Origin of the sequence: Dolichospermum sp. UHCC 0315A (assembly GCF_008121535.1) — a bacterium.
In the GTDB taxonomy this organism is placed as follows: Bacteria; Cyanobacteriota; Cyanobacteriia; order Cyanobacteriales; family Nostocaceae; genus Dolichospermum; species Dolichospermum lemmermannii.
On the sequence record NZ_CP043056.1, the window covers coordinates 5,331,237 to 5,354,522 of the forward strand.

A 23,286-nucleotide genomic window follows, 5' to 3' on the forward strand; every position below is an offset into this window, starting at 1 on the left:
TTAAGATATATACTAAGGAAGCCTTGAAAATAAACCCTAATCCCTATCAGGGATTGAAATTGTAGTAAAGAAGTAATCAAGGCATTAATACAACTCCTTAATCCCTATTAGGGATCGTAACCTCAAGCAATCCATATCTCATCTCCTTTGCTTTTAAACGTATAAGCAAGCGTATCCAGTAGCAGCGCAGATTGACCAAAAGCTATAGAATAGGGCTGAGTTGCTTCATGAATACTGTACTGATCACTGATGGGATAAAGTTGAAAGTGCATAGGTAGCCTTAACCGCATCCGCACTTCAGCAACTGGACGACGAATTACATAACAAACTAACCCCTCTTTTTTCAGCTTTTTATCAATTTGACCTATCCAAGCATTATCCGGTTGCCATACTCCCACCCCTGTTAAAACCTGTACTTTCCAAGCGTCAGCTATGGGTTGCAAGTCTCCAAAATAGGTAAATTTCCAGTTCAACCGTTCCTCACGGTAGGAACGTAACTTGATAAATGCGAGACAATGAGCAAATCTACCTTTAGCTATGGGTTGTCCGGTTCGTTGGGCAGTTTCTTTTAATGTCCGTATGAATCCTGCTTCCGTCCACATTTCTATTTCTAAGTTGCTTAAAATTCCCGGTAAATCATAAGTTTTAAATCTTTCTGCTTCGTTAATTTCTGTCAAATCATATAAACCACATTGCAAAGGACTAGAACCACGAAAACTCGCTGCATCTTCAGCAATGGGATTTCCTGATTTACCTGACATTTCTTTCCAGTTTTTAGCCCATCCTGTAATATGTCCAGCTTGTGATTTTAAACTTGTATTAAATATTTGTTCACAGGCTGTTTGGAACTTTTCTCGACTTTTAGCATACTGTTGTTTAATAGTGCGATCGCTCAATTTACAACATAACCAAAATGACTGCACAGCACCCCATCGGCGATAATAACCATGAAAATCATTGATTTTACGATATTGCTCTTTTATAGTTTGTTGCAAAAATGGACGATCATAAATATTATCAACTTGTAATGGTGGTGAATTTGTTTGAAATAAACGCTCAACTAAAAACTTAGGAACTAAAGCATAAGCTGTGAAATTATCAAACTTAATTTCTTGACCATTTTTTTCATATCCATCATGTCTGCCTAATCTTCCTAATCGTTGAATAAAGTTACCAGAATCTGATGATTCAAAAATTAGAAAGTTAATTTTAAAATCAACTCCTACATCTATTGTACTTGTACCCAGAACCAAATCAGCCACAAAACTTAACTCTTTTTCTCCTTTACTTGATAAACCTGTATTTTCTCCCACTATTAAATTATCAGATTTTAAAAGTTCCTGAAAAAACGGAGTTAGTCGCTTAACTGCTGCAATTGAATTGAGAATAATCGCACCTTTACTACCTGGGTATTGCTGAAATTGAGATATAAGTAAGTCGGCGCAAAGAAACCAAACTATGTAAAGATAAGTAAATACGGAAAATAAATCTAGTGAGGTGATTAAAATATGGGTGCTCGTTTAAGGGTATTTTTAACTCGTGAGCAAGATAAAACCCTGTTGAACCTAAGAACAAGGGATTTGCCGCAAAAAGTCAAAGATAAAGCCGAGGTAATTAGGTTAAATTCACATGGTTGGTATGTAGAAAAAATAGCTGCTCATTTTGACTGGACTCCTCAAACAATCAGAGAAATCTTACATAAATGGGAAAAACAGGGTATAGAAGGACTTTGGGAACTACCTGGTCGAGGGTGTAAACCAAAGTATGGTGAAGAAGACATAGTATTTTTGGAAGAATGCCTAAAAAAAGAACCACGAACATATAACAGTGTTCAATTAGCTCAAAAATTAGAAAGCGAACGCCAAATTCAATTGAGTCCCGACAGATTAAGACGGGTACTCAAAAAAAGGGGGTCATTTGGAAACGAGCTAGAAAGAGTCACAAAGGAAAACAAGACCCCAAAAACAGAGAAATTAAGCAAGCAGACTTAGAGATGTTGACACTATCTGCGGCGGCTGGAGAAATAGACTTGAAATATTTGGATGAATCAGGGTTCTGTATGTGGAGCGAACCAAGTTATACATATTATCAGCGAGGTGAGCAAAAACATTTAGAACAAACAAAGCGTCGTGGACGGAGATTAAGCATTATTGGGCTGATTCAACATGAGGTTAGCTTTGTTTACGGTTTAGTTATTGGTGGTGTTAATCGCAAATCTTATATCCAAATGATGGAACAAGAAGCGCAAGAAGCCGAAAAAAACGGACGAATAAGAGTGATAGTGCAGGATAACGGTCCAATACACCGATGTAAGGAAGTGCAACAGTTATGGTCAAAATGGGAGAGTCAGAACTTATATATCTTCTTTCTGCCCAAATATTGCTCGGAAATGAATCCAATTGAATTGGAATGGCAGCATCTCAAAAAAGATGAACTATCGGGACAAATGTTTGAGGACGAGTTAGACCTTGCTTATGCCGTAATGAATGGGGTTAAAGCCAGGGGAGAAAAAGGACAATACAGTACAGAACGTATTAAATTTAACGAACATACTTCTTCTTAACTTTTCGTTACATAGTTATAAACTTTTCCGCCGACCTACTTAGACCATCTAGGGATAGTAGCAGGAATCATAGATTCAATCGGAATAGTAGAAATAATAAATGAATTAATAGGAGTCGAAAAAGACGAAAAAGTAAATGCAGGTCAAGTGGTAAAAGCCATGATAATAAACGGGTTAGGATTTGTCTCCAAACCGTTATATATGTTTCCCAAATATTTTGAAACAATCGCCTGTGAGCATTTAATAGGAGCAGGAGTAAAACCAGAATATCTCAACGACGATAAATTGGGGAGAGTCATGGATAAACTGTTTATAAAAGGCTTAGATACAATCTTTTTTATCATAGCCTTAAAAGCTGCTCAAAAATTTGGAGTAAGTAGGTCGGCGGAAAAGTTTATAACTATGTAACGAAAAGTTAAGAAGAAGTATGTTCGTTAAATTTAATACGTTCTGTACTGTATTGTCCTTTTTCTCCCCTGGCTTTAACCCCATTCATTACGGCATAAGCAAGGTCTAACTCGTCCTCAAACATTTGTCCCGATAGTTCATCTTTTTTGAGATGCTGCCATTCCAATTCAATTGGATTCATTTCCGAGCAATATTTGGGCAGAAAGAAGATATATAAGTTCTGACTCTCCCATTTTGACCATAACTGTTGCACTTCCTTACATCGGTGTATTGGACCGTTATCCTGCACTATCACTCTTATTCGTCCGTTTTTTTCGGCTTCTTGCGCTTCTTGTTCCATCATTTGGATATAAGATTTGCGATTAACACCACCAATAACTAAACCGTAAACAAAGCTAACCTCATGTTGAATCAGCCCAATAATGCTTAATCTCCGTCCACGACGCTTTGTTTGTTCTAAATGTTTTTGCTCACCTCGCTGATAATATGTATAACTTGGTTCGCTCCACATACAGAACCCTGATTCATCCAAATATTTCAAGTCTATTTCTCCAGCCGCCGCAGATAGTGTCAACATCTCTAAGTCTGCTTGCTTAATTTCTCTGTTTTTGGGGTCTTGTTTTCCTTTGTGACTCTTTCTAGCTCGTTTCCAAATGACCCCCTTTTTTTGAGTACCCGTCTTAATCTGTCGGGACTCAATTGAATTTGGCGTTCGCTTTCTAATTTTTGAGCTAATTGAACACTGTTATATGTTCGTGGTTCTTTTTTTAGGCATTCTTCCAAAAATACTATGTCTTCTTCACCATACTTTGGTTTACACCCTCGACCAGGTAGTTCCCAAAGTCCTTCTATACCCTGTTTTTCCCATTTATGTAAGATTTCTCTGATTGTTTGAGGAGTCCAGTCAAAATGAGCAGCTATTTTTTCTACATACCAACCATGTGAATTTAACCTAATTACCTCGGCTTTATCTTTGACTTTTTGCGGCAAATCCCTTGTTCTTAGGTTCAACAGGGTTTTATCTTGCTCACGAGTTAAAAATACCCTTAAACGAGCACCCATATTTTAATCACCTCACTAGATTTATTTTCCGTATTTACTTATCTTTACATAGTTTGGTTTCTTTGCGCCGACTTACTTAATCGCAAATCTTATATCCAAATGATGGAACAAGAAGCGCAAGAAGCCGAAAAAAACGGACGAATAAGAGTGATAGTGCAGGATAACGGTCCAATACACCGATGTAAGGAAGTGCAACAGTTATGGTCAAAATGGGAGAGTCAGAACTTATATATCTTCTTTCTGCCCAAATATTGCTCGGAAATGAATCCAATTGAATTGGAATGGCAGCATCTCAAAAAAGATGAACTATCGGGACAAATGTTTGAGGACGAGTTAGACCTTGCTTATGCCGTAATGAATGGGGTTAAAGCCAGGGGAGAAAAAGGACAATACAGTACAGAACGTATTAAATTTAACGAACATACTTCTTCTTAACTTTTCGTTACATAGTTATAAACTTTTCCGCCGACCTACTTAGATTGTTCCTCTGTTTCTGTACCTTCAATTTCTTGGTTCTGTACAGAATTAAGGTTTTTCCACTCTGTCACCAATGGCGAAATGTACTCATAACTTCCCCCGCCTAGTACATCTCGTACCTTTTTACGGGTAATTTTTTCTGAATTTTTATATAGGTTTTCACAAATTTCAAAGACTTTATCCTTCAAACTTGGCTCTAAAGGTGTACTAGTCATAGTTTTGTAAAGAATAATTTGTACTATTTTACTATACAAGTGTTAATTTGTGTATCAGTGATTGTACAATAAAATTATATAAAAAAAGCGACGCTGTACACGCCGCCATTGATTGTACGGGAAATTTTGATACATCAATTAAAATCAATGAAAATTATAATTAGTGTACTATTTTGGAGGTTGCAAGATTTTCCAAATACTTGGATCGTTTAATAAGTTTTCACTAACTTGAGGTGCTGCCAATACTTTAAAAAGATAATTTAATGCTTCATCAAAGTTATAATCAAGCCGATTGCTAATAATATCTATTGCTTGAGTAACTTGATCTAATAATTTAACTGGGTAAGCATTACCAACTAACGGAGAATTGCAGTTGTCACAATTGCCAGGGCAAAAGTCCTCAAAGTAATGTTCATGCTGACATTGACTACAAACTTTTAACATCCTATCCATAGTATTTTCTTAACTTTTTACTAATTTATTGATTCTCTCACAATAATTACGACAACCCCGACAGCTTAGTAATGGCTTCGTCTGCTGTAGTCATCGCATATCGCCAGCTTTTACTTTGCTATTGTCGTGGTTTGTCGGCATTATAATACGTCATCTATATAAGCATCTAAGCAGCTTCTTTTTACCCGCCATGATCTACCAATTTTCTTAGCTGGTAATTGACCATTAGCGATCGCTTCTTTAAGCATTTCCCTTGGGAATCCTGTTAGTTGATGGCACTCATCAACAGTTAATACCAGTTTGTCGCTGGCCTTTAGTTGTTGCCTAACCAGAAGCAGTTCCACCATTGCCGATAGTTTGGAAATATCGCCAACCTCGACAACCCCGACAGGTTCATCATGGTATATTGTTAGCTCATTCTCGTCTAATGTCGCGGTTTGTCGTGGTTCTGGTATTGTTTCATAAGCTGGTGTTACGGACTCCGATTGATATTTAATTTTATCTAGTTCTGATTGCGTAAATACTGCTACAGTGCGGGTTTTACCTTTTTCATAGCTACAAGATATTTTACCGCTTTGTACGTATCTTTCTATGGCTCTTTCGCTACAGCCCAAATATGCTGCGGCTTCTTTTTTGTTCATGATGCCCTGGTCGGATTTAAACCACGACATCTATTATATCATTGTCGCGGTTTAACTGTCGGGGTTTGAGAATCGTTAAATTTTCTTGAGGGAAATTTATGTGAATAAAACCAGTTTTACCAAGTCCACTGGTAGGAACTGGAGTAAGCAATTAGATATCAGTCTTTTGGTTTAATACCTAATTCACAAAGTGTTTTCGCTTCACCAATTGTGTAATTTTGCTCTAGCTGAATCGTTGGTGTTGAGCAAAAACCTTGTCTGAACCATTCATAGGAGCGTTGAGTACCCCAAAAGGTTTTAATATTATCACTTTGTCTTTTATATTGCCCTTGTGTATTGGCAAGACATCCTTTTTCTTGCCATTTTTTACCTTCTAACCATCTTGATTCCTGATCACCAATATCAACTAAGTAACGGCCTTGAGATTCTGATACTCCCGTAATAACCACTTTTGAAGCAGTTAATTTTTTCACACAATCGCCTAAGTTGTTTTTGTTACACTCTCCTAGTGCAGCATCAGGTGACACACCTATTTTAATATATTCTTTAACGCACTCTATCTTAGTTGTTTCTTGAGCTTTGGCTGCTGCATTAGTTAAAAGAACGCCAATCATTGCTATCAAAGATGCTGTCGCGGTATTAGCAATAATTTTTCTATTGAAGATAAACATCGTAACCTCCTAAATACTGGTTTTAATCATTCATATTATCGCTCATAAGTATGATTACTAGCTATTAGGTAGTAAACCGAGATCCTTGTAAAAACCTGCAACATGGTCTGGAAACTATTGCTGTGTCTAGGTTTCAGCCGATTCGTACGATTCTCCCGGTTTGGCAGGGTGGTAACTGAAAACCTTTATTGGTAATACTTTCAGCCTATCTTGCCCCTGATAACAGCAACGCTAGACTTGGTGAATTTATGGGAAAACCACTGCTAAATTTTCTTGAGGGAAAATAATCAGACTGGGGAAAACCGGGATTGAGAACACAGTGCAAAATTTTCTTGAGGGAAAATAATCAGACTGGGGAAAACCGGGATTGAGAACACCGTGCAGAATTTTCTTGAGGGAAAATAATCAGACTGGGGAAAACCGGAATTGAGAACACCGTGCAGAATTTTCTTGAGGGAAAATAATCAGACTGGGGAAAACCGGAATTGAGAACATCGTGCAGAATTTTCTTAGGGGAAATTTTTATAGAGCGATAACGATTCCTACGGAGTGCTTCGCTATCGCTGCGAACTGCTTGCGCTTGCAGCCCCCCACAGAAATTACCCAATCAATGCCAAATAAATTTTAGAGAGGGAAAAGGTCAAATTACAATATTACTTATCAGAATATAACTAGCTAGAAGGCATCTTCGGATAAGTAAATGAATGAATCCCCGGAAATTGGTGAAATAACTGTTGTCAATTCCCTAGCTTTGACTGCACCCACCTCCCTAACTCAACACCCCGCTGCTGTCTATCTTGCTGCTCTATCTCCCGGTTCTCGTTCGGCGATGAAACAGGCATTGGATGCGATTCCTACGGAGCGCTTCGCTATCGCTCGTATCCTTACCAGCAATGAATGTGATGCGCTGACATTAAATTGGGCTGAACTGCGTTATAAACATACAGCCTTATTACGGTGTATACTGATGGAAAGATATGCACCAGCCACAGCTAATAAAATGCTGAGTGCATTAAGGAGAGTCTTGAAAGAAGCATTACGACTTGAATTAATGGATGCTAAAGATTTTGCTAGGGCGGTAGATATCGCTAATATCAAGCTGTCTAAGGAATTGAAGGGGCGTTTTTTATCTGAAACTGAAATTAATACCCTGATGCAAACTTGTTTTGATGACCCTACTCCCATTGGTTATAGAGATGCGGCGTTGATAGCAATTTTGCGAGGTGCGGGGTTACGCCGGGGGGAATCAGTAAAATTAATGTTGAGTGACTTCCATTCTGGCAGTGTGAAAGTCCGCAGTGGTAAAGGTGGTAAAGATAGAACTGTTTATTTACCAGATGGAGTTTTACCAATTATCGAAGATTGGTTAGAAATTAGAGGGCGGGAATCTGGAGCTTTAATCTGTCACATTAATAAATCTGGGGCGGTGACTTTACGACAACTGACACCTCAAGCAGTGCTGTTTATTCTGGAAAAACGGGGTGTAGAAGCTGGGGTAACAAACTTTTCTGCCCATGATTTTCGCAGGACTTTTATCCCACATTCCGCACCCCAAAATGTTACAGAGGGAAATTACGGAGATGAAAATCAAAGGGAGCATCAAAACAAACAGATAAAGTGAAAAAAGGCATTTGAGAAACAGTAAATCACCAAAAATGTCATCAAAATCTATTCTCAATAAGAAGCAATAAGAATGCACACCACCTGGAGAGGTCAATAGATAAGTGAAAGAAGATATTCAAGAAACAATTATAAGTTAGACTAATCAATTAAAGTAAAAAACGAAATTATAGACATAGTAAAATGGAGCTATAAATCAAAGAGATTAGCTCATCTTTACAAGAGAAATTAAATTGATAGAGATGATAATTAGCTGACTAATTGATAGTAACGTAAACAATCATCTGGTAAAAGACTCAAGATAAAATCTCTGTCCTTATTCCAATTAGAAATATGTTTCTCCTGATTGAGTGTAACCAAATGAATACACTGAAAGCATTGAAAAATCCAGCGTAAAGTAGGACGATTAGTTGCTTTGCCTAATTGATTTTTAATTGTTGATTTAGACTCCAAAAGAGCATTTCTAATATGACGTTGAGCCAAAGTATAAACCAGTAGACATAAACCCATAATCATTCCCAAAGACTCTATTCTCTCAGGACTTTTGAGGAAAATACTGTCGGCAAAAAATAATGGGTCTTTGAGAAAACCAAACCCCCTCTCACATGACTGCTGGGCTTTATATTCCCTGAGCATAGAATCATTGCTTAGTTCCTGTGAATCTAAAACATTTGTCGCAATAATAAAACGTCCCGCACTCAGCAATTCTGTATTAATTTTACTTTCATCCTGGGAGACTGTAGCTGATATTTGATAGGATATTTCTCCTGAAGTATCTTTTTTATTAGATTTTACTTGAGTCACCGTACTTTCGTGAATTTGATGATATTTGAATTGTTTTGATAATTTTGATAATGCCTTGATAGCATCTGCAACACATGCAAATTCTTCTTGTGATAACTTTTTCAAATCTTGCACAGCTTTTGATTCTGCTTTGGTAATTTTTTGTGTGAGCTTATGCAGGTCTGATTCTTTTCTTTCTTGACTTTGCACTACTAACCATCTTTGTTCTATCCCTGCATAATTTTGGATTTTTGATGCTAATTTATATCCTGGTATTGTACTATCAATAAATTCTGATTCTGCTAATGTTGATATTAATGATTTTGCTGCTTTTATGCTTAATGGTACTCGACATAACCAACGTAATTCTGACATCATTTTCAGGTTTGATTCTGTATATAAAGCAGCGTCAGCAACCATGAGACTATTAACTTCTAATTGTTTTTGATATTCTACTGCTATTTGACCAAAACATGATGAATCTGCTTGGTTTCCCGATGCTAGTTTTAAAAATATTGGGATGTCTCCATCTCCTGAACATATCATTTCTATGATAAACTGTTTTAAGTCTGGACGATGGTCACGAGAATAACCGTAGGTGATGGTTATTTCTTTTGGTGATTTTACTGCTAATTCTTCTAATTCTTGGTTATGTCCTACTTTTTGACTCTCAAATATTACGAATGGTAAGCTAGTGTTATACTGCCCATGCACGTGCATTGATGATGAGTCTAGATGTGATGTTGATAGTGATAAGTAGGTCGGCGTTAAAAAATCAATCTATGTAACGAAATATAAATTAACGAATACCTTATAAATAGGGTGTTTCACGGTTTTTACAAAACTAAACATATATCGATTTTATTGGGCCGACTTACTTAGACCCCAAATTAATGTTCTGAAATTCTCATGGCGTTTTAAACTTGATTTTTAGATAAATATAAGTCTCAATTATGTATTGAGACTATCAACATAAAATTATATTATTAAAATTCTCTACCAAATCACTCTTGTATTTATTGCTCCTTATTGAGAATACATCTGATAAATTTTCCTATCCAAAATTCATTTTTTTGAGCCAAAGGTAATTTTTTACTCCTTTTTTATTAATCAATTTCCGTAATAACCGATTGTGACAGTTAAGGGTGCGGAATGTGGGTTATATCATACTTAGATTTTTCATAACTTTTATTAATATGAGCATAATATTGTAATCTTTTAAGTGTTTACTTAATAAATTAACTAAAGATACACGACGATACTAAATGTATTATTGCTAATTACACTGATAAAATTATGTTTTTCCAAAAATTATGTTTTTATTACTTAGAGATTATTTTGACAAAAAGATATTATTTATACGCAGATAAATAACTTTTTAGATAACATTTTAGTCTATTTTTTATTTGGATCTATATCAATAAAACTCATATTTTGTTTAAAAAATAACTTTATTAGTTATACTTTTATTATAAAACTACTAACTTGATGTTCAAAAACATACTAAGACTAAAAACCCGTTTCAATTAGGGTTTTATCTGAAAGATTGTTCAGAAATTAGATAGTAGTCCTACAGGTTGTAATTTTTGGCAATGCAAATTAGAAAGCTTGCCTAATTTACCCGTTTTTTTTGTGAATTCTCAAAAGACTAGCCATTGCAGTTATCAATGTATTTCTTAGTAAAATCTAAAAAATGCTTACTAGGTTAGTCTAGATCATCAATATACATCATCAAGGAGAGTAAATATGAGCCAGAAGAACGAGCAAATTAAGTTTGAAATGAGTGACGAAGACATCAAATCAATTAACACTAACATTGATAAAGTAAAAAGTTTAAAGATAGCAAAACTATCACCAAATGAAATGCAACAATTGAATGGTGGATTTGCAATTCGTAATCACACTCTTGGTCGGTCATCAGCGCAGTTAAATCGGTCATCAGCGCAGTTAAAATTGAATTGACTGGGTTTGTTATAAAGCGAACAAGTATCACTTTTTCACAAACCCATTTTGTCAAATTTTCAGGAATTGTATGATTACCTAGTCCAGTTACATAATCAGCTTAAGTAGGTGAACAAAATAAAAATGAGGGGTATTGCGTTTTGTAAAATGGCTGAAACTCAATAAGAATATGCATTGAGACAACTTTACATACGGTTACATACTTTTAAATTTTTCTGTTCGCCTACTTACATAAATTCACTTTCCGCAAAAAGAATTCTTATTTTCTGCGGAAAACAAAGTAAAGTAAGGATATAAAAATGAACAACGTTAGTGAGTTGGCGCTAAATTATCTTCAAAGTTATAGTTTTCAGGATTTTGAATACTACGCAGATTTTTTGAGTGAAGCATGTGAGATTCACCCGCCTCCACATGGTATGACATGGTACGGAGACTTGTATCGTCAGCTCGCCCGTAAGCCTGAGTGGTTTGCTAACTCTCTAATTATAAATGCAAACAAAGAGGGATACGGCTCTAGACAAATTTGGAAGTTCTCTGAGATCATTGAGAATCAGAAGTACGTAGAGTTAGTTCGTGGTCACTCCATAGATGAGTCTCGACATTCAAAAATGTTCATTACTATGCTTGACATACTCTTTCCTAGTGCAATAGAGACAGAGTTTAGAACACAGTTAAAAACATTATCTCCTGGTTACACTAAGCAAAACCATCCACTTACTGAGCCAACTTCCCCTGCTCAATTTATGGACGAGCGAACTGTGATATATGAGTTAATCCAAGTCAATTTGATGGAAATTCGGGCACTGATTCTGCAACTTCTTTTGCGTCCTGTACTTCAAGCCTATACTACACCAGAGACTCGTTTCAAACTTACTCGTATGTCTGACTTGTTGATTCGTGATGAGATCAACCACATTGGTTATTCTGCTTACTGCATTGAAAACTATATTAACCACAGTAATCAGGAATGGGTTAGGGAAATGATGATAGATCGTCAAGCAGCACTCAACAAGTTGACTTTAGAGGAAGTAGAACTTGAGGGAGTTGTACTCTAGTCCTGCCAATCCCAACTTAGTTTATAGAAAAAACTTGATTTGATGTACGTAACTAGCTTTGAAAGTCTTATACAACCACTTCAGCCTGAAGAGTTCTTCCATAAGTACTGGGAGAAAGAGCCTCTTGTAATATCCCGAAATAATTCTAATTACTATTCTGGTTTGTTTTCAGTGCAAGAGCTAAGTACAGTTCTCTGGAGTAGAGAGTTATCTTGGGGTATCGTTCAGCTTGCCAACCACAATAGGAAAGAGGGTTGGATTGACTATACAACTCAAGTTCCAAGCATTGATCGTCTTACTAAAGCCTATGCACAAGGGGATACTATTGTCCTGAACGATTTGCAATTACGATGGAAACCTATTGCATTGCTTTGTCGAAGTTTCGAGGTGTTATTCAATTTTCTTGTCAATGTGAATATGTATTTGACACCTCAAGGTTCTCAGGGACTTGCGCCTCACTTTGATACTCAGAATGTATTCATTTTACAGATTGAAGGCTCCAAGAACTGGCGTTTACATAATTCATTGATAAACCTACCGTTAGATGAAATGGCTCAGGATATTCCTCAAGGATATGTAGGAGAACCTAAACTAAATGCCTACCTTCAAACTGGAGATTTACTATACATCCCTAGAGGTATGGTTCATGAGGCATTAACCTCAGATGAATTTTCTATGCATTTGACCGTGGGAGTAAGCCCTCTCTCCTGGAAAACCCTCCTTGAATCAGTCCTTGAATTAGCTAGTGAGCAAGACGTTGAATTTCGTGAATCTTTACCAATTGGGTTTACTAACAGCAACCAAATGTTGCCTTTACTATATGCTAAGAGTGAATTACTCCTGAAACGGCTCCTACAGTCTCTTAATATTGAGGAAGCAACTGACCGTATTGCAGAGCGAGTGATGAATAAAATGCAATCCTTGCCTGATGATGATTGCTTTCATACCTCTGGAATAGATACACTTAATACAGATACTATAGTTAGAAAACGAGAAGGAATGTTCTGCCGAGTTTTTAAAGATAAGGACTCAGTTAGGCTACAATTTTCAGGTGGTTATGCAATCACAGGGGCTAATATACTAGAGCCTGCATTTCTTTTTGTAGTAAATTCAGAAAGGTTTGCTATTAGGGAAATGCCTGATAATTTAAGTGATAATGCAAAGCTTGTCCTTACTCGCCGACTGATTAATGATGGGCTTTTAACTGTGATTTAAAATGACATTAAAAAAAATAGAATAACCTACCCACTTTTAAAAGAGTATTTGCACATCTACAGAAATGCCTGAAGTACGATAATTTCCTTTGATGGTGGGTTTAGAGGGGTTGCTAATGTCGATTATTTGTAACCCTAAATAAAAATCAGCAAGATAAGCGTAGTTGCCGATTATTTGCACACCTAAAGTAGACCCAGATGTATGATAATTACCCTTAATGGTGGGTGTTGTGGGCTTGCTGATGTCAATTATTTGCATTGCTGCACTACTAGTGGTCTGTCAAGCTTAAAATTGTGAGTAAGATTATTGTATATTGACTGTTCCACAATAATTCTGGAGATCGGTAACGCACAAAATCAAAATTGACAGACCACTAGGGGTACAGCCGAGATACCTGCAAAATAGGACATGATGTAAAGTTTTGTAAACTTAATTTTCAAAACTCTTGATTTACCGTTGTTTCAGCCTCCATCTGAACTTAACATTTCAAATAAAAACATTCCCTAAAAGGGTTATTTATGGGCAAGTTTGAGAGGCTGAACCGCGTAAAAAGTTGATTTTAGTGTGCAAAAGTTGAATGTCTCTTTACCATTTTCGGGCAAGTTAATAAATCACTAAATTGGTTTCTGCAACATTTATTTACAACGTGTCCCATTTTACCCTTATCCCGGCTAGACCCCGAGTAATTCTTCACCTAGAAATTCGGTGATTTCTGTTGGTTCTGGGGGATGATTATTTGCGTGGGAATTTTCGGCAATGGGTGTGGTAGGTGGTGTCCAAAGGCTTTGCCGTAATAAACTGTAATTGGGCGTGTTCATGGTGGTGTTTTTTGAACCCACATTCCGCACCCCAAACTGTCACAGATCAAAAAAGCCCTTAAAGTAGTACATAATAACTAAAGCCAATTCAAAAATTAAGATGCTTAATAAGAATAAGTAGCATTAAAAGGGACGTGGTGTGATAAAGTGAAACTTGGTAACAAAAGAAAAAAATGAATTGATAACCAAATAAGAAATAATTGATGACAACAGAAGTATTAGAGGAAACTGTTGTGAAATTAAAACCTCAAGAAATAGAAATTGAGAACATAGACCATCTAGGGATAGTAGCAGGAATCATAGATTCAATCGGAATAGTAGAAATAATAAATGAATTAATAGGAGTCGAAAAAGACGAAAAAGTAAATGCAGGTCAAGTGGTAAAAGCCATGATAATAAACGGGTTAGGATTTGTCTCCAAACCGTTATATATGTTTCCCCAATATTTTGAAACAATCGCCTGTGAGCATCTAATAGGAACAGGAGTAAAACCAGAATATCTTAACGACGATAAATTGGGGAGAGTCATGGATAAACTGTTTATAAAAGGCTTAGATACAATCTTTTTTATCATAGCCTTAAAAGCTGCTCAAAAATTTGGAGTATCACTATCAACATCACATCTAGACTCATCATCAATGCACGTGCATGGGCAGTATAACACTAGCTTACCATTCGTAATATTTGAGAGTCAAAAAGTAGGAAATAACCAAGAATTAGAAGAATTAGCAGTAAAATCACCAAAAGAAATAACCATCACCTACGGTTATTCCCGTGACCATAGACCAGATTTAAAACAATTCATCATAGAAATGATATGTTCAGGAGATGGAGACATCCCAATATTTTTAAAACTAGCATCGGGAAATCAAGCAGATTCATCATGTTTTGGTCAAATAGCAGTAGAATATCAAAAACAATTAGAAGTTAATAGTCTCATGGTTGCTGACGCTGCTTTATATACAGAATCAAACCTGAAAATGATGTCAGAATTACGTTGGTTATGTCGAGTACCATTAAGCATAAAAGCAGCAAAAACATTAATATCAACATTAGCAGAATCAGAATTTATTGATAGTACAATACCAGGATATAAATTAGCATCAAAAATCCAAAATTATGCAGGGATAGAACAAAGATGGTTAGTAGTGCAAAGTCAAGAAAGAAAAGAATCAGACCTGCATAAGCTCACACAAAAAATTACCAAAGCAGAATCAAAAGCTGTGCAAGATTTGAAAAAGTTATCACAAGAGAGATTTGCATGTGTTGCAGATGCTATCAAGGCATTATCAAAATTATCAAAACAATTCAAATATCATCAAATTCACGAAAGTACGGTGACTCAAGTAAAATCTAATAAAAAAGATACTTCAGGAGAAATATCCTATCAAATATCAGCTACAGTCTCCCAGGATGAAAGTAAAATTAATACAGAATTGCTGAGTGCGGGACGTTTTATTATTGCGACAAATGTTTTAGATTCACAGGAACTAAGCAATGATTCTATGCTAAGTGAATATAAAGCCCAGCAGTCATGTGAGAGGGGGTTTGGTTTTCTCAAAGACCCATTATTTTTTGCCGACAGTATTTTCCTCAAAAGTCCTGAGAGAATAGAGTCTTTGGGAATGATTATGGGTTTATGTCTACTGGTTTATACTTTGGCTCAACGTCATATTAGAAATGCTCTTTTGGAGTCTAAATCAACAATTAAAAATCAATTAGGCAAAGCAACTAATCGTCCTACTTTACGCTGGATTTTTCAATGCTTTCAGTGTATTCATTTGGTTACACTCAATCAGGAGAAACATATTTCTAATTGGAATAAGGACAGAGATTTTATCTTGAGTCTTTTACCAGATGATTGTTTACGTTACTATCAATTAGTCAGCTAATTATCATCTCTATCAATTTAATTTCTCTTGTAAAGATGAGCTAATCTCTTTGATTTATAGCTCCATTTTACTATGTCTATAATTTCGTTTTTTACTTTAATTGATTAGTCTAACTTATAATTGTTTCTTGAATATCTTCTTTCACTTATCTATTGACCTCTCCAGGTGGTGTGCATTCTTATTGCTTCTTATTGAGAATAGATTTTGATGACATTTTTGGTGATTTACTGTTTCTCAAATGCCTTTTTTCACTTTATCTGTTTGTTTTGATGCTCCCTTTGATTTTCATCTCCGTAATTTCCCTCTGTAACATTTTGGGGTGCGGAATGTGGGGTGTAAATGATTGAACCCAGAATCTTTGGTTGATCATCTCGGCTATCGCCTTACTTAAATTTGCCGTTTCTTAGTAGATGATTGAACATTGAATCTCCGTGGCTGTCTTATCGGGAATGTCTTGCTAACAATCCATTGGTAAAACCGATTCACTCAGCCAATCATAAAAATGTGGCATCAACTGCTCTAGAGAGCGCAATTCAGTAGCAGCAATGTCCTCCAGCAACAACACAGCCCCCCATCTTCTATCTTCACTCCAGGAACGAAGAACCGACTTTATCGCCTCCACACCCTTTTTCAAACTCGTTCTCAGTAACTCAACACAATTAACCAAGGAAGTGTCATCGCCATCATCCAGTTGAAACTGCTTAAAATCAACTCCATCAGCACCATTAACTAGAGAAAGGTCATTACCATCTCTAGAACAAGCTGCAAAATCGACTTGATCTACCGTAGTATTCACCCCCTCCCCTAGAGGATTCCCTATACCATTAGGGGGGGGAGTGGATACCGGGTCAGGCGGTGGCGCAACCCCATATCTAGACTGCATTCCAGCCTGATAACGCCGTTGTGATTCCTGAGCTTGCTGCGCCCTTTCCTGCTTCATGTTCCGCTTATGCTCTCGGTGAGCAATTACCTTGAGGGCAAAATCCAATTCCACTGGAGAAAGGGAGAAAAGTTTTACTTGTTTCCCACGTGGACCCTCCTTGCGGTCATCCAGCTTTAATCCCAATTGGTCTAATAAAGTTCCTAACAACCATATCGGTTGACATTTATCTGGAACTGTAAAGCCCAGAATCGTTTTTATGTAGATCCCATATTCTTTAGCAAGTGCTACCATTCTCAATAAATCAGGATCACGGGCAGTCACTTCCTCTCCTGCTACTAACCGTTTTAAAATGTCATGCAGTCCTAAATTAAACCGTGCCAACCATTTGGCTGAATAATTACCCCAGTCCATACATAAAGGCAGATGTTCTCGCTCTTGGCGGTCTTTCTCTGCCACAATTGTTGGTGGGGCTGGGTATTGTCTATTGCTGTTAGTGTCAAAAATTGTTCCATCTGGTTCTTTGAGGATGGCCTCAAATGCGGAAATGGCTCGACTTAATTTACCACCAGCATCTTTTTCTACTAGTGATTCTGTAACTTCTATTCCATAAGTATCTTGAAGGCGGAATTTCTCACATTCAAACACTTCTTCTGGTTTAAGGTAATCTTTATTTTGACGCTGACGATATTCCGTCGGGGAGATATTCTTGGCTCTGGTTACTGCTGAGTAATAAGCCGTATCTAAAGCCGCAGCAGCTTTTTTCATCTGCTCTAGGGCAAAAGTATCTTCATCACCACCCATGGAGATGATTTTATTCCCCATTTCTGTTAATAGATCTTGTAAATCAGCCCGCAGATTGTTGATAGAGCGGTTACGGGCAGCAAGAATTTGACAATAAGTATCTAATGCCCAATCTTTTTCTACTCCTCTGCGTCCAGTTTCCTTGTCAATGCGGATGAGGAAAGCCGTAACTTCATTAGTTTGCAGGATTCGTTCTTTGATTTTCTGGGCGTTGGTTTCCTGATAACCAAAGGGAGGACGGGGGGCAACCCATACATGAATGGGGACGTGAGGACGATAGCGGTACAGTTGTTGAGCGCATTCGGTAGCGGTTTGGGATTTGGCGTGAAAGATGCCATATACTACGTCAAAATGATATTCGTTGATGTCTACTCCTGTACCGAGACTGGGAGAGGTTAACAGGGCATCAACATCTTTGACGGCGTTGGTAATGTCTTTGATGAAGGCAACGTTTTCTTCGCTACCTGAGTTGTCTGAGTGAATAGACCATAATCTCAGTCTGGATGTGGTGCTTCTGTGAGCGTCAGTGTTCGACTGAGCATTCACTTCTAAGTCTGAATGGTGTTGGCTATCGGGTGTGGGGGAATGATTTGATGATGTGGAATTTATCTGTAATATTTGATAATTTTCATTTTTATCTGTTGCAGATGATGTTGAATTTACCTGTGACAAAGTTGGAGAATGGCCATCTTTAACTGTTTCAGATGATGTTGAGTTTACTTGTGATATTTGAGAACTAAAATTGCTAATTCCTTCAGACGTTGTGGAATTTACCGATGACAAAGTTGGAGTTGCACCATCTTTAACTACCGTAAAGATATCCAGTCCCCCTGCTCCCGTTCGGCTGACGCTCACGGCGGAAGCCTGCTCCCTGCTCCCTGCCTCTTCCACCCGTACTTTCATGGTAAGGGATTGTTCTAGTTTCTTAATGAACCGCTTAGAGTCAGAAGCTACCATGATTTTCTGTTTGTTCATCAGCGCGGCGGAAATCTGGGCAACTATGGCTGAGGAGTTATTGCCTTCATACCAATAAATTAAGCGATCGCCATTTCGCCAATCGTTTTTGAGAATAAAGGGTTTTTCCTCTGGTGGACGCATGGCGCGGAAGAACTCTACTGTGATGTCGTCCATATGAGCATCGGCGATGACTACTAGCGAGGCGTTATGAACGATATATTCCAACACTTCCAGTATTTGCGCTCGATATTCTTTACAGGTTTTACTGTGCAGTAGGTGAGTTAAGTATTGGCAAGCTTCATCAATAAACACGCATCCGTAATTGAGCATTTGAGTGTTTAACTTGTGCAAACTGTCAATGGTGATGCTGAGGGCTTGTGCTTTGGCTAAACCTGCATAACTTAAATCAGAGTACATATCTGTTTTAAGACGAGTTGCTAAGTTTTTCAGCAGGTTAACCCGATGTCCGGTGTTGAGGAATTTGACATCAGGATTTGCTTCCCGCCATTGAGCCATGCGTCCGGTTTTGTTTGTCCCCATGTCGCTGGACAATACTACCAGTCCAGAAGAGGGAAGTTTTTCAGCTGATGATAGGTATTTGACGTTGACCCGAATATCTGGTTTGTATTTGCTGCTTAGTCCCCGATGCCTAGTGTGGAATGAGCGTTGGTATTGTTTTAAACTGATGGCATCATCAATTATGGTGGTCAGTAAGGCGTTTATTTGATTAATTGAAACTGCTACATTCTGATTAACTGCAAGATGTTGTTCTATTAATTGACTAGGTTCTATTAATTGATTGTTTTCAACTTGTGAGTTTTGATTAATTGCTTGATGGCATTTTGTTACTGGATAATTTTCAGTAGGTTGATTGCTTTCAAGTAATGAAGCCTGATTGATTACTTCATGCTGTTCTGTAACTTGACTGTTGTTGGTAAGTTTATTGTTGTCAACTAGTGAGTTCTGATGACATTCTATGACTTGACCGTTATTGGTAAGTTTATTGTTGTCAACTAGTGAGTTCTGATTAACTACATGATCATGCTTTACTAATTGACCATTTTCGATTAGTTGAGTGTTTAGATATGGTGCAATAGGATGAACTTCAGTATGGCTTTCTATTACTTGACTATTTTTTGTTAGTTCATTGCTTTGATGTGGTAGATTTTGAATAATTACACTATGGCTTTTTGTGACGTTACGGTTGTCTGTTAACTGATTGTCTTCAACTGGTGAAATCTGATTAATTACCTGATGACATTCTATTATTTGACCATCGTTGTTTAATTGATTACCTTCAACTATTAAATTCTGCTTAACTGCTTGAGTGTGGGTATTGGTTCGACTATCCTCAATGAATTGACTGTATTTAACTGTTTGTCCACTTTCGATTAATTTACTGCGTTCGACAATAAAATCATCTACGCCTTTTTCGGGACCTGGTAGCAGTGCGACTTCACAGGTACAGCCTACAGCTTCAATGGTTTTACCTGTACGCAAGGTGGCTTGGAATATTGACCAACGGGTTTTGGGTTTGGTTTCGTAGTCAAAAAGGATAATAAATTTACGCCCTGGTTGGGCAACAGGCATGATGTCGGGGTGTAAGCGTTCGTCAAAGTCTTTTTTGCCAATCCGCCCGTTCCAAATACCAGGGAGTGCGATCGCTACAAATCCCTGACTTAATAAACTAGCTGCTTTTTTCTCCCCTTCACACAGAATAATCGGGATTTCTGGGTGCAGCACTACCCATTCCCAAAATGAAAGGGGAGTTTCGACTATTTCTGTTTGTTGTTGGTTCTTGCTTAATAGCATTACTAACCATTCCCACAATGAGAATGGAGTTGCTATTGTTTCTGTTTGTTGTTTATTCTTGCTCCCCCAATAAAACCCGCTTTTTAATGAAGGGGTGGAGGTTGCTACTGTCTCTGTTTGTTGTTTGTTATTACTCCATAGCAACAGTACCAATGCCCAAAATAAGACGGGAGTATCCCAAAACGAGAGGGGATTTAATTGGTCTTGTAAATGCTGTGCTGGGGAAGAATGATCTTGTTTGATATTGTAACGTTTTGCAACTTTATCCCAAATGCAGTCGGGAACATCAAAGTAGGTGACACGGTTGGGTGTTTTCGGTGGTGATTCGTATTTAACTATTTTGCCATTTTTGTCAATACGCCCTTGGGTGGGTTTGAATCGTCCCCACTCCATTGGTTGCCAGTTATTTAAGGGGTCTAGTCCACTAATCCATATTCCCCCCTCTGTGGCGTATTGGTACAGTTTGAGGAATGAACTGGTGACTCTACCTGTGTTTAAGCGAGGGATGGCTTTGGAAATGAACAGGTAGTTGAGAACTGTATCGCCGGCGATGTGGATGAAGTTGCGCTCTATCAGTTCTGGATGGATGGCGCTGCTAACTGCTAGTTCGTGGTATTCGGCTTCTGTGAGGTTGTTGGGGGGGTGAACAGGAGATTGGCTGCTTTCTTGCTGTTCTGGATTATTTTGAGAAGCTGATGTTTGGCTGTTTGCTTGCTGTTCTGGATGTTCTGGATGTTCTGGAACAGGAGATTGATTAACTGATGTTAGGTCTTTGTTATTTAACACGGTAGATTCCTCTTGATACTTGGTTTTTCTGGGTATCAGAGGGGGTTATTCGTGTTGCTCTTACATATTTATGAGATTTGCTGCTGCTTCTTTCTGGGTTGGCTTATTTTTTGGCGAGGAGTAAATAATCTTGGGACTTACACAGGTTGTTGAAAATTTTGGGTTAGGGGTGGATGTGAAATTGTTAAAACTCTTACTAAACGCCACTTTCCACACTTTATATCCTGTCTCAATCAGTAATTTGGGTGGGTAAATCCAGGGTCAGATTATTTATTTTCCAAAAATATTCCAGTTGGAAGGCTTGGAATGTTCCAGCAATCTGCTTTAATATAGAAGAACGGATTCCCCTCATAGGAGAAGACCCCCTCTCCCCCTCGGAGAGCAACATGAAATAATTTTAAGAAAGCCAATTGGTGGGAATTTGAGTCGCCAAACCTAAACGCCACTTCTTCGGTTTCTTTGAAATTAACCCCGCTCTGATACGGTTTCTTTGAAATTAACCCCGCTCTCATAGATGGAGCAAAGTTAAAATCGGCAATTCTCTGATGGGACAAAGCGTTTACTATTTAGTATCGTTTTGTCCTTTTGCCGTTTCTCCGGTTGTCATCTCTTCACCTCCATTACTCATTTTATTTACGCATTAGCAAGATCATACAGAAGTTTTGCACCAATGCAATCTAACATTTATTGGATTTTTAACTTTAATTTTTGCTACATCTGTTGATGATGTTGCTTCATGGGGTAGTCCAAAAGTTGGTGAAACCCTTGCATAAGCTGTGATTACCCAGTTGTGGTACAAGCTTTTGCCTAAGTGGCAAAAAGACTCTTATGGTATTTACTGAATTATATTATTATCTTAAAAAGGCACGATTTTAGCCTTTTAACTTTAAGTTAGTGTAGTTACAGTCAGTAACCCAGCCCTAAAGGGACTGAGCTTGCAAGAGAAATCAAACAAGCTGTACTGACCAGACCACCCTGAGCATAGTCTAAGGGTAGCCGTTATTTGAGTCACGACACCCCGGAATGCGAAGCTAGTTCCTTGCTCTGTCATTTGCAATTAAACAGTTTTAAGGTCACTGAAACAGTGTTGCAAGTATAACAAGCTCTTATAACAGGTCGAAGCTAACATTACCCCAGAAATGGGAGGCTCTTCGGAGCAAAACATTATGCGTACAGAGTTGAGAAATTTGAATCGGTAATTGTCCCGTTGAAAGTACATCACAACAGTACCCCGAATTTCCCAACTCCAAGGCGGTAATGAAAAAAGATTCAAAGCGGTTAAAACCGCCCGTGTCGCTTCCCTCTCAGCCCTAAAGGGACTGAGTTTCCCGCATACCGCGAGGTCTTATGACTTGTGCAAGCAGGTAATATTATTTGTTCATTTTCCTTTGCATTTATAAAACTTATGACAGATATAGATTCCCTCCCCTTTTTAACTATTGGCGAAGACCAAGTTTCTTTAAAGCAAAGCTTGGGCTACTTGCAAGCCTTTGGTAGATTCCGTCCACTACTGCAAGAAATAGTTACCCATCATTTTCTGTTCCAAGAAATCCAAAAACGCGATGATTTGAATATCAGTAGTGCTGAATTTGAGCAAGCGGTGATTGAATTTCGTTTGCAACAAAAATTGACAAATCCCGATGATTTCCAAAATAGGTTATCTCAAGAAGGGATGAATTATGCCACATTTCAAAATCGTGTGTTATTAGGCTTGAAACTAGATAAGCTGAGAACTCAAATTTCTGCACCCAAATTAGAAGAATATTTTCTGAAACAGAAATATTTGCTTGAGCAGCTTGACTTAAACTGTCTGATTTTTGATGAGCAGGAATTAGCAACGAACATAAAAAATCAAATTATTGAAGAAACAACAACTTTAGAACAAGTTGTTCAAGAACATTCATTAATGAATAATCCTCAAATTAAGATAATGAGGGGTTTAACTCGTCGGCAAGAGTTAGCGCCAGAAATCATAAAAGCCCTTGAATCTGCCAAGATAGGGGAATTGCTTGGATTAGTGGAGATGTCAAATAAATGGTGTTTATTCAGGATTGAAGAAGTAATTCCTGCGACTTTAGACAAAAAAATCCAAAAACAAATTGAAAATCAAATATTGCAAGAATGGCTGGCAGAAAAGATGCAAAATTTACCAATTAATTTGACTTTAAATCTGTAAAACAGTATTAACCATTTAACTATAAAACAACATTAA

19 protein-coding genes and 2 pseudogenes are annotated in these 23,286 nt (G+C 37.6%); 10 read left to right on the forward strand and 11 right to left on the reverse strand.

Annotation, left to right across the window (positions count from 1 at the left end; translation table 11 throughout):
* Positions 1–122: 122 nt before the first annotated feature.
* Positions 123–1,442: pseudogene (cas3, locus tag BMF77_RS25170) on the reverse strand (type I-D CRISPR-associated helicase Cas3'); the annotation flags it as partial.
* 66 nt (positions 1,443–1,508) lie between these two features.
* On the opposite strand from cas3, the gene BMF77_RS28370 reads away from it, so the two are divergent.
* The 3 genes and pseudogenes from BMF77_RS28370 to BMF77_RS25180 all read left to right on the forward strand — a co-directional run.
* Positions 1,509–1,991, forward strand: a complete 483-nt coding sequence (locus BMF77_RS28370) for a helix-turn-helix domain-containing protein (protein WP_246862970.1) — start codon at positions 1,509–1,511, stop codon at positions 1,989–1,991.
* Positions 1,886–2,563 (forward strand): IS630 family transposase, encoded by a 678-nt coding sequence (locus tag BMF77_RS28375; protein WP_246863152.1) that lies wholly within the window; start codon positions 1,886–1,888, stop codon positions 2,561–2,563. The genes BMF77_RS28370 and BMF77_RS28375 overlap by 106 nt, the downstream gene beginning before the upstream one ends.
* 39 nt (positions 2,564–2,602) lie before the next feature.
* Positions 2,603–2,941: pseudogene (locus tag BMF77_RS25180) on the forward strand (DUF4277 domain-containing protein); the annotation flags it as partial.
* A gap of 37 nt (positions 2,942–2,978) precedes the next feature.
* Here BMF77_RS25180 and BMF77_RS28380 read toward each other — a convergent pair.
* A complete protein-coding gene (locus tag BMF77_RS28380) occupies positions 2,979–3,656 on the reverse strand; it encodes an IS630 family transposase (protein ID WP_246863152.1) in 678 nt (225 codons plus the stop codon).
* Positions 3,551–4,033: a helix-turn-helix domain-containing protein gene (locus tag BMF77_RS28385; RefSeq protein WP_246862970.1), complete on the reverse strand. Its 483-nt coding sequence runs from the start codon at positions 4,031–4,033 to the stop codon at positions 3,551–3,553. Before BMF77_RS28385 ends, BMF77_RS28380 begins: the two co-directional genes overlap by 106 nt.
* 48 nt (positions 4,034–4,081) lie before the next feature.
* On the opposite strand from BMF77_RS28385, the gene BMF77_RS25190 reads away from it, so the two are divergent.
* Positions 4,082–4,468 (forward strand): transposase, encoded by a 387-nt coding sequence (locus tag BMF77_RS25190; protein WP_256370354.1) that lies wholly within the window; start codon positions 4,082–4,084, stop codon positions 4,466–4,468.
* Positions 4,469–4,503: 35 nt separating this feature from the next.
* Here BMF77_RS25190 and BMF77_RS25195 read toward each other — a convergent pair whose 3' ends face one another.
* The 4 genes from BMF77_RS25195 to BMF77_RS25210 form a co-directional block, all read right to left on the reverse strand.
* Positions 4,504–4,725 carry a DNA-binding protein gene (locus BMF77_RS25195; protein WP_148766671.1) on the reverse strand — a complete coding sequence of 74 codons (222 nt, stop codon included), beginning with the start codon at positions 4,723–4,725 and terminating at the stop codon, positions 4,504–4,506.
* Between the two features lie 168 nt (positions 4,726–4,893).
* The gene (locus BMF77_RS25200) at positions 4,894–5,178 is read right to left on the reverse strand and encodes a hypothetical protein (RefSeq protein ID WP_148766673.1); all 285 of its coding nucleotides are present in this window, start codon (positions 5,176–5,178) and stop codon (positions 4,894–4,896) included.
* 140 nt (positions 5,179–5,318) lie between these two features.
* Complete coding sequence (locus BMF77_RS25205) at positions 5,319–5,819, reverse strand: helix-turn-helix domain-containing protein (RefSeq protein ID WP_148766675.1); 501 nt, start codon at positions 5,817–5,819, stop codon at positions 5,319–5,321.
* Between the two features lie 158 nt (positions 5,820–5,977).
* Positions 5,978–6,490 carry a hypothetical protein gene (locus tag BMF77_RS25210; RefSeq protein ID WP_015081690.1) on the reverse strand — a complete coding sequence of 171 codons (513 nt, stop codon included), beginning with the start codon at positions 6,488–6,490 and terminating at the stop codon, positions 5,978–5,980.
* Positions 6,491–7,190: 700 nt separating this feature from the next.
* Between BMF77_RS25210 and BMF77_RS25220 the strand changes: the two genes are divergently transcribed.
* The gene (locus tag BMF77_RS25220; RefSeq protein ID WP_246863033.1) at positions 7,191–8,111 is read left to right on the forward strand and encodes a tyrosine-type recombinase/integrase; all 921 of its coding nucleotides are present in this window, start codon (positions 7,191–7,193) and stop codon (positions 8,109–8,111) included.
* Between the two features lie 248 nt (positions 8,112–8,359).
* On the opposite strand, the gene BMF77_RS25230 is transcribed toward BMF77_RS25220, so the two are convergent.
* Positions 8,360–9,613, reverse strand: coding sequence for an IS1634 family transposase (locus tag BMF77_RS25230; protein WP_246863034.1), 1,254 nt, complete (start codon positions 9,611–9,613; stop codon positions 8,360–8,362).
* Positions 9,614–10,639: 1,026 nt separating this feature from the next.
* Between BMF77_RS25230 and BMF77_RS25235 the strand changes: the two genes are divergently transcribed.
* From BMF77_RS25235 to BMF77_RS25245, 3 genes are all read left to right on the forward strand, one after another.
* A complete protein-coding gene (locus BMF77_RS25235; protein ID WP_148766677.1) occupies positions 10,640–10,855 on the forward strand; it encodes a hypothetical protein in 216 nt (71 codons plus the stop codon).
* Positions 10,856–11,154: 299 nt separating this feature from the next.
* Positions 11,155–11,910, forward strand: a complete 756-nt coding sequence (locus tag BMF77_RS25240) for a hypothetical protein (RefSeq protein ID WP_148766679.1) — start codon at positions 11,155–11,157, stop codon at positions 11,908–11,910.
* A 42-nt stretch (positions 11,911–11,952) separates the two neighbouring features.
* Positions 11,953–13,125: a cupin domain-containing protein gene (locus BMF77_RS25245; RefSeq protein ID WP_148766681.1), complete on the forward strand. Its 1,173-nt coding sequence runs from the start codon at positions 11,953–11,955 to the stop codon at positions 13,123–13,125.
* Between the two features lie 36 nt (positions 13,126–13,161).
* On the opposite strand, the gene BMF77_RS25250 is transcribed toward BMF77_RS25245, so the two are convergent.
* Both BMF77_RS25250 and BMF77_RS27100 read right to left on the reverse strand, forming a co-directional pair.
* The gene (locus BMF77_RS25250; RefSeq protein WP_148766683.1) at positions 13,162–13,383 is read right to left on the reverse strand and encodes a hypothetical protein; all 222 of its coding nucleotides are present in this window, start codon (positions 13,381–13,383) and stop codon (positions 13,162–13,164) included.
* 413 nt (positions 13,384–13,796) lie between these two features.
* Positions 13,797–13,943 carry a hypothetical protein gene (locus tag BMF77_RS27100; protein ID WP_168204492.1) on the reverse strand — a complete coding sequence of 49 codons (147 nt, stop codon included), beginning with the start codon at positions 13,941–13,943 and terminating at the stop codon, positions 13,797–13,799.
* A gap of 203 nt (positions 13,944–14,146) precedes the next feature.
* On the opposite strand from BMF77_RS27100, the gene BMF77_RS25255 reads away from it, so the two are divergent.
* Positions 14,147–15,835 carry an IS1634 family transposase gene (locus BMF77_RS25255; protein WP_148762023.1) on the forward strand — a complete coding sequence of 563 codons (1,689 nt, stop codon included), beginning with the start codon at positions 14,147–14,149 and terminating at the stop codon, positions 15,833–15,835.
* Between the two features lie 457 nt (positions 15,836–16,292).
* Here BMF77_RS25255 and BMF77_RS28395 read toward each other — a convergent pair whose 3' ends face one another.
* Entirely contained in the window at positions 16,293–21,074 is a 4,782-nt protein-coding gene (locus BMF77_RS28395) for a DUF3854 domain-containing protein (protein ID WP_246863186.1), read from the reverse strand.
* 1,405 nt (positions 21,075–22,479) lie between these two features.
* Here BMF77_RS28395 and BMF77_RS25285 point away from each other — a divergent pair.
* Positions 22,480–23,250: a peptidyl-prolyl cis-trans isomerase gene (locus BMF77_RS25285; RefSeq protein ID WP_148766685.1), complete on the forward strand. Its 771-nt coding sequence runs from the start codon at positions 22,480–22,482 to the stop codon at positions 23,248–23,250.
* Positions 23,251–23,286 lie beyond the last annotated feature (36 nt).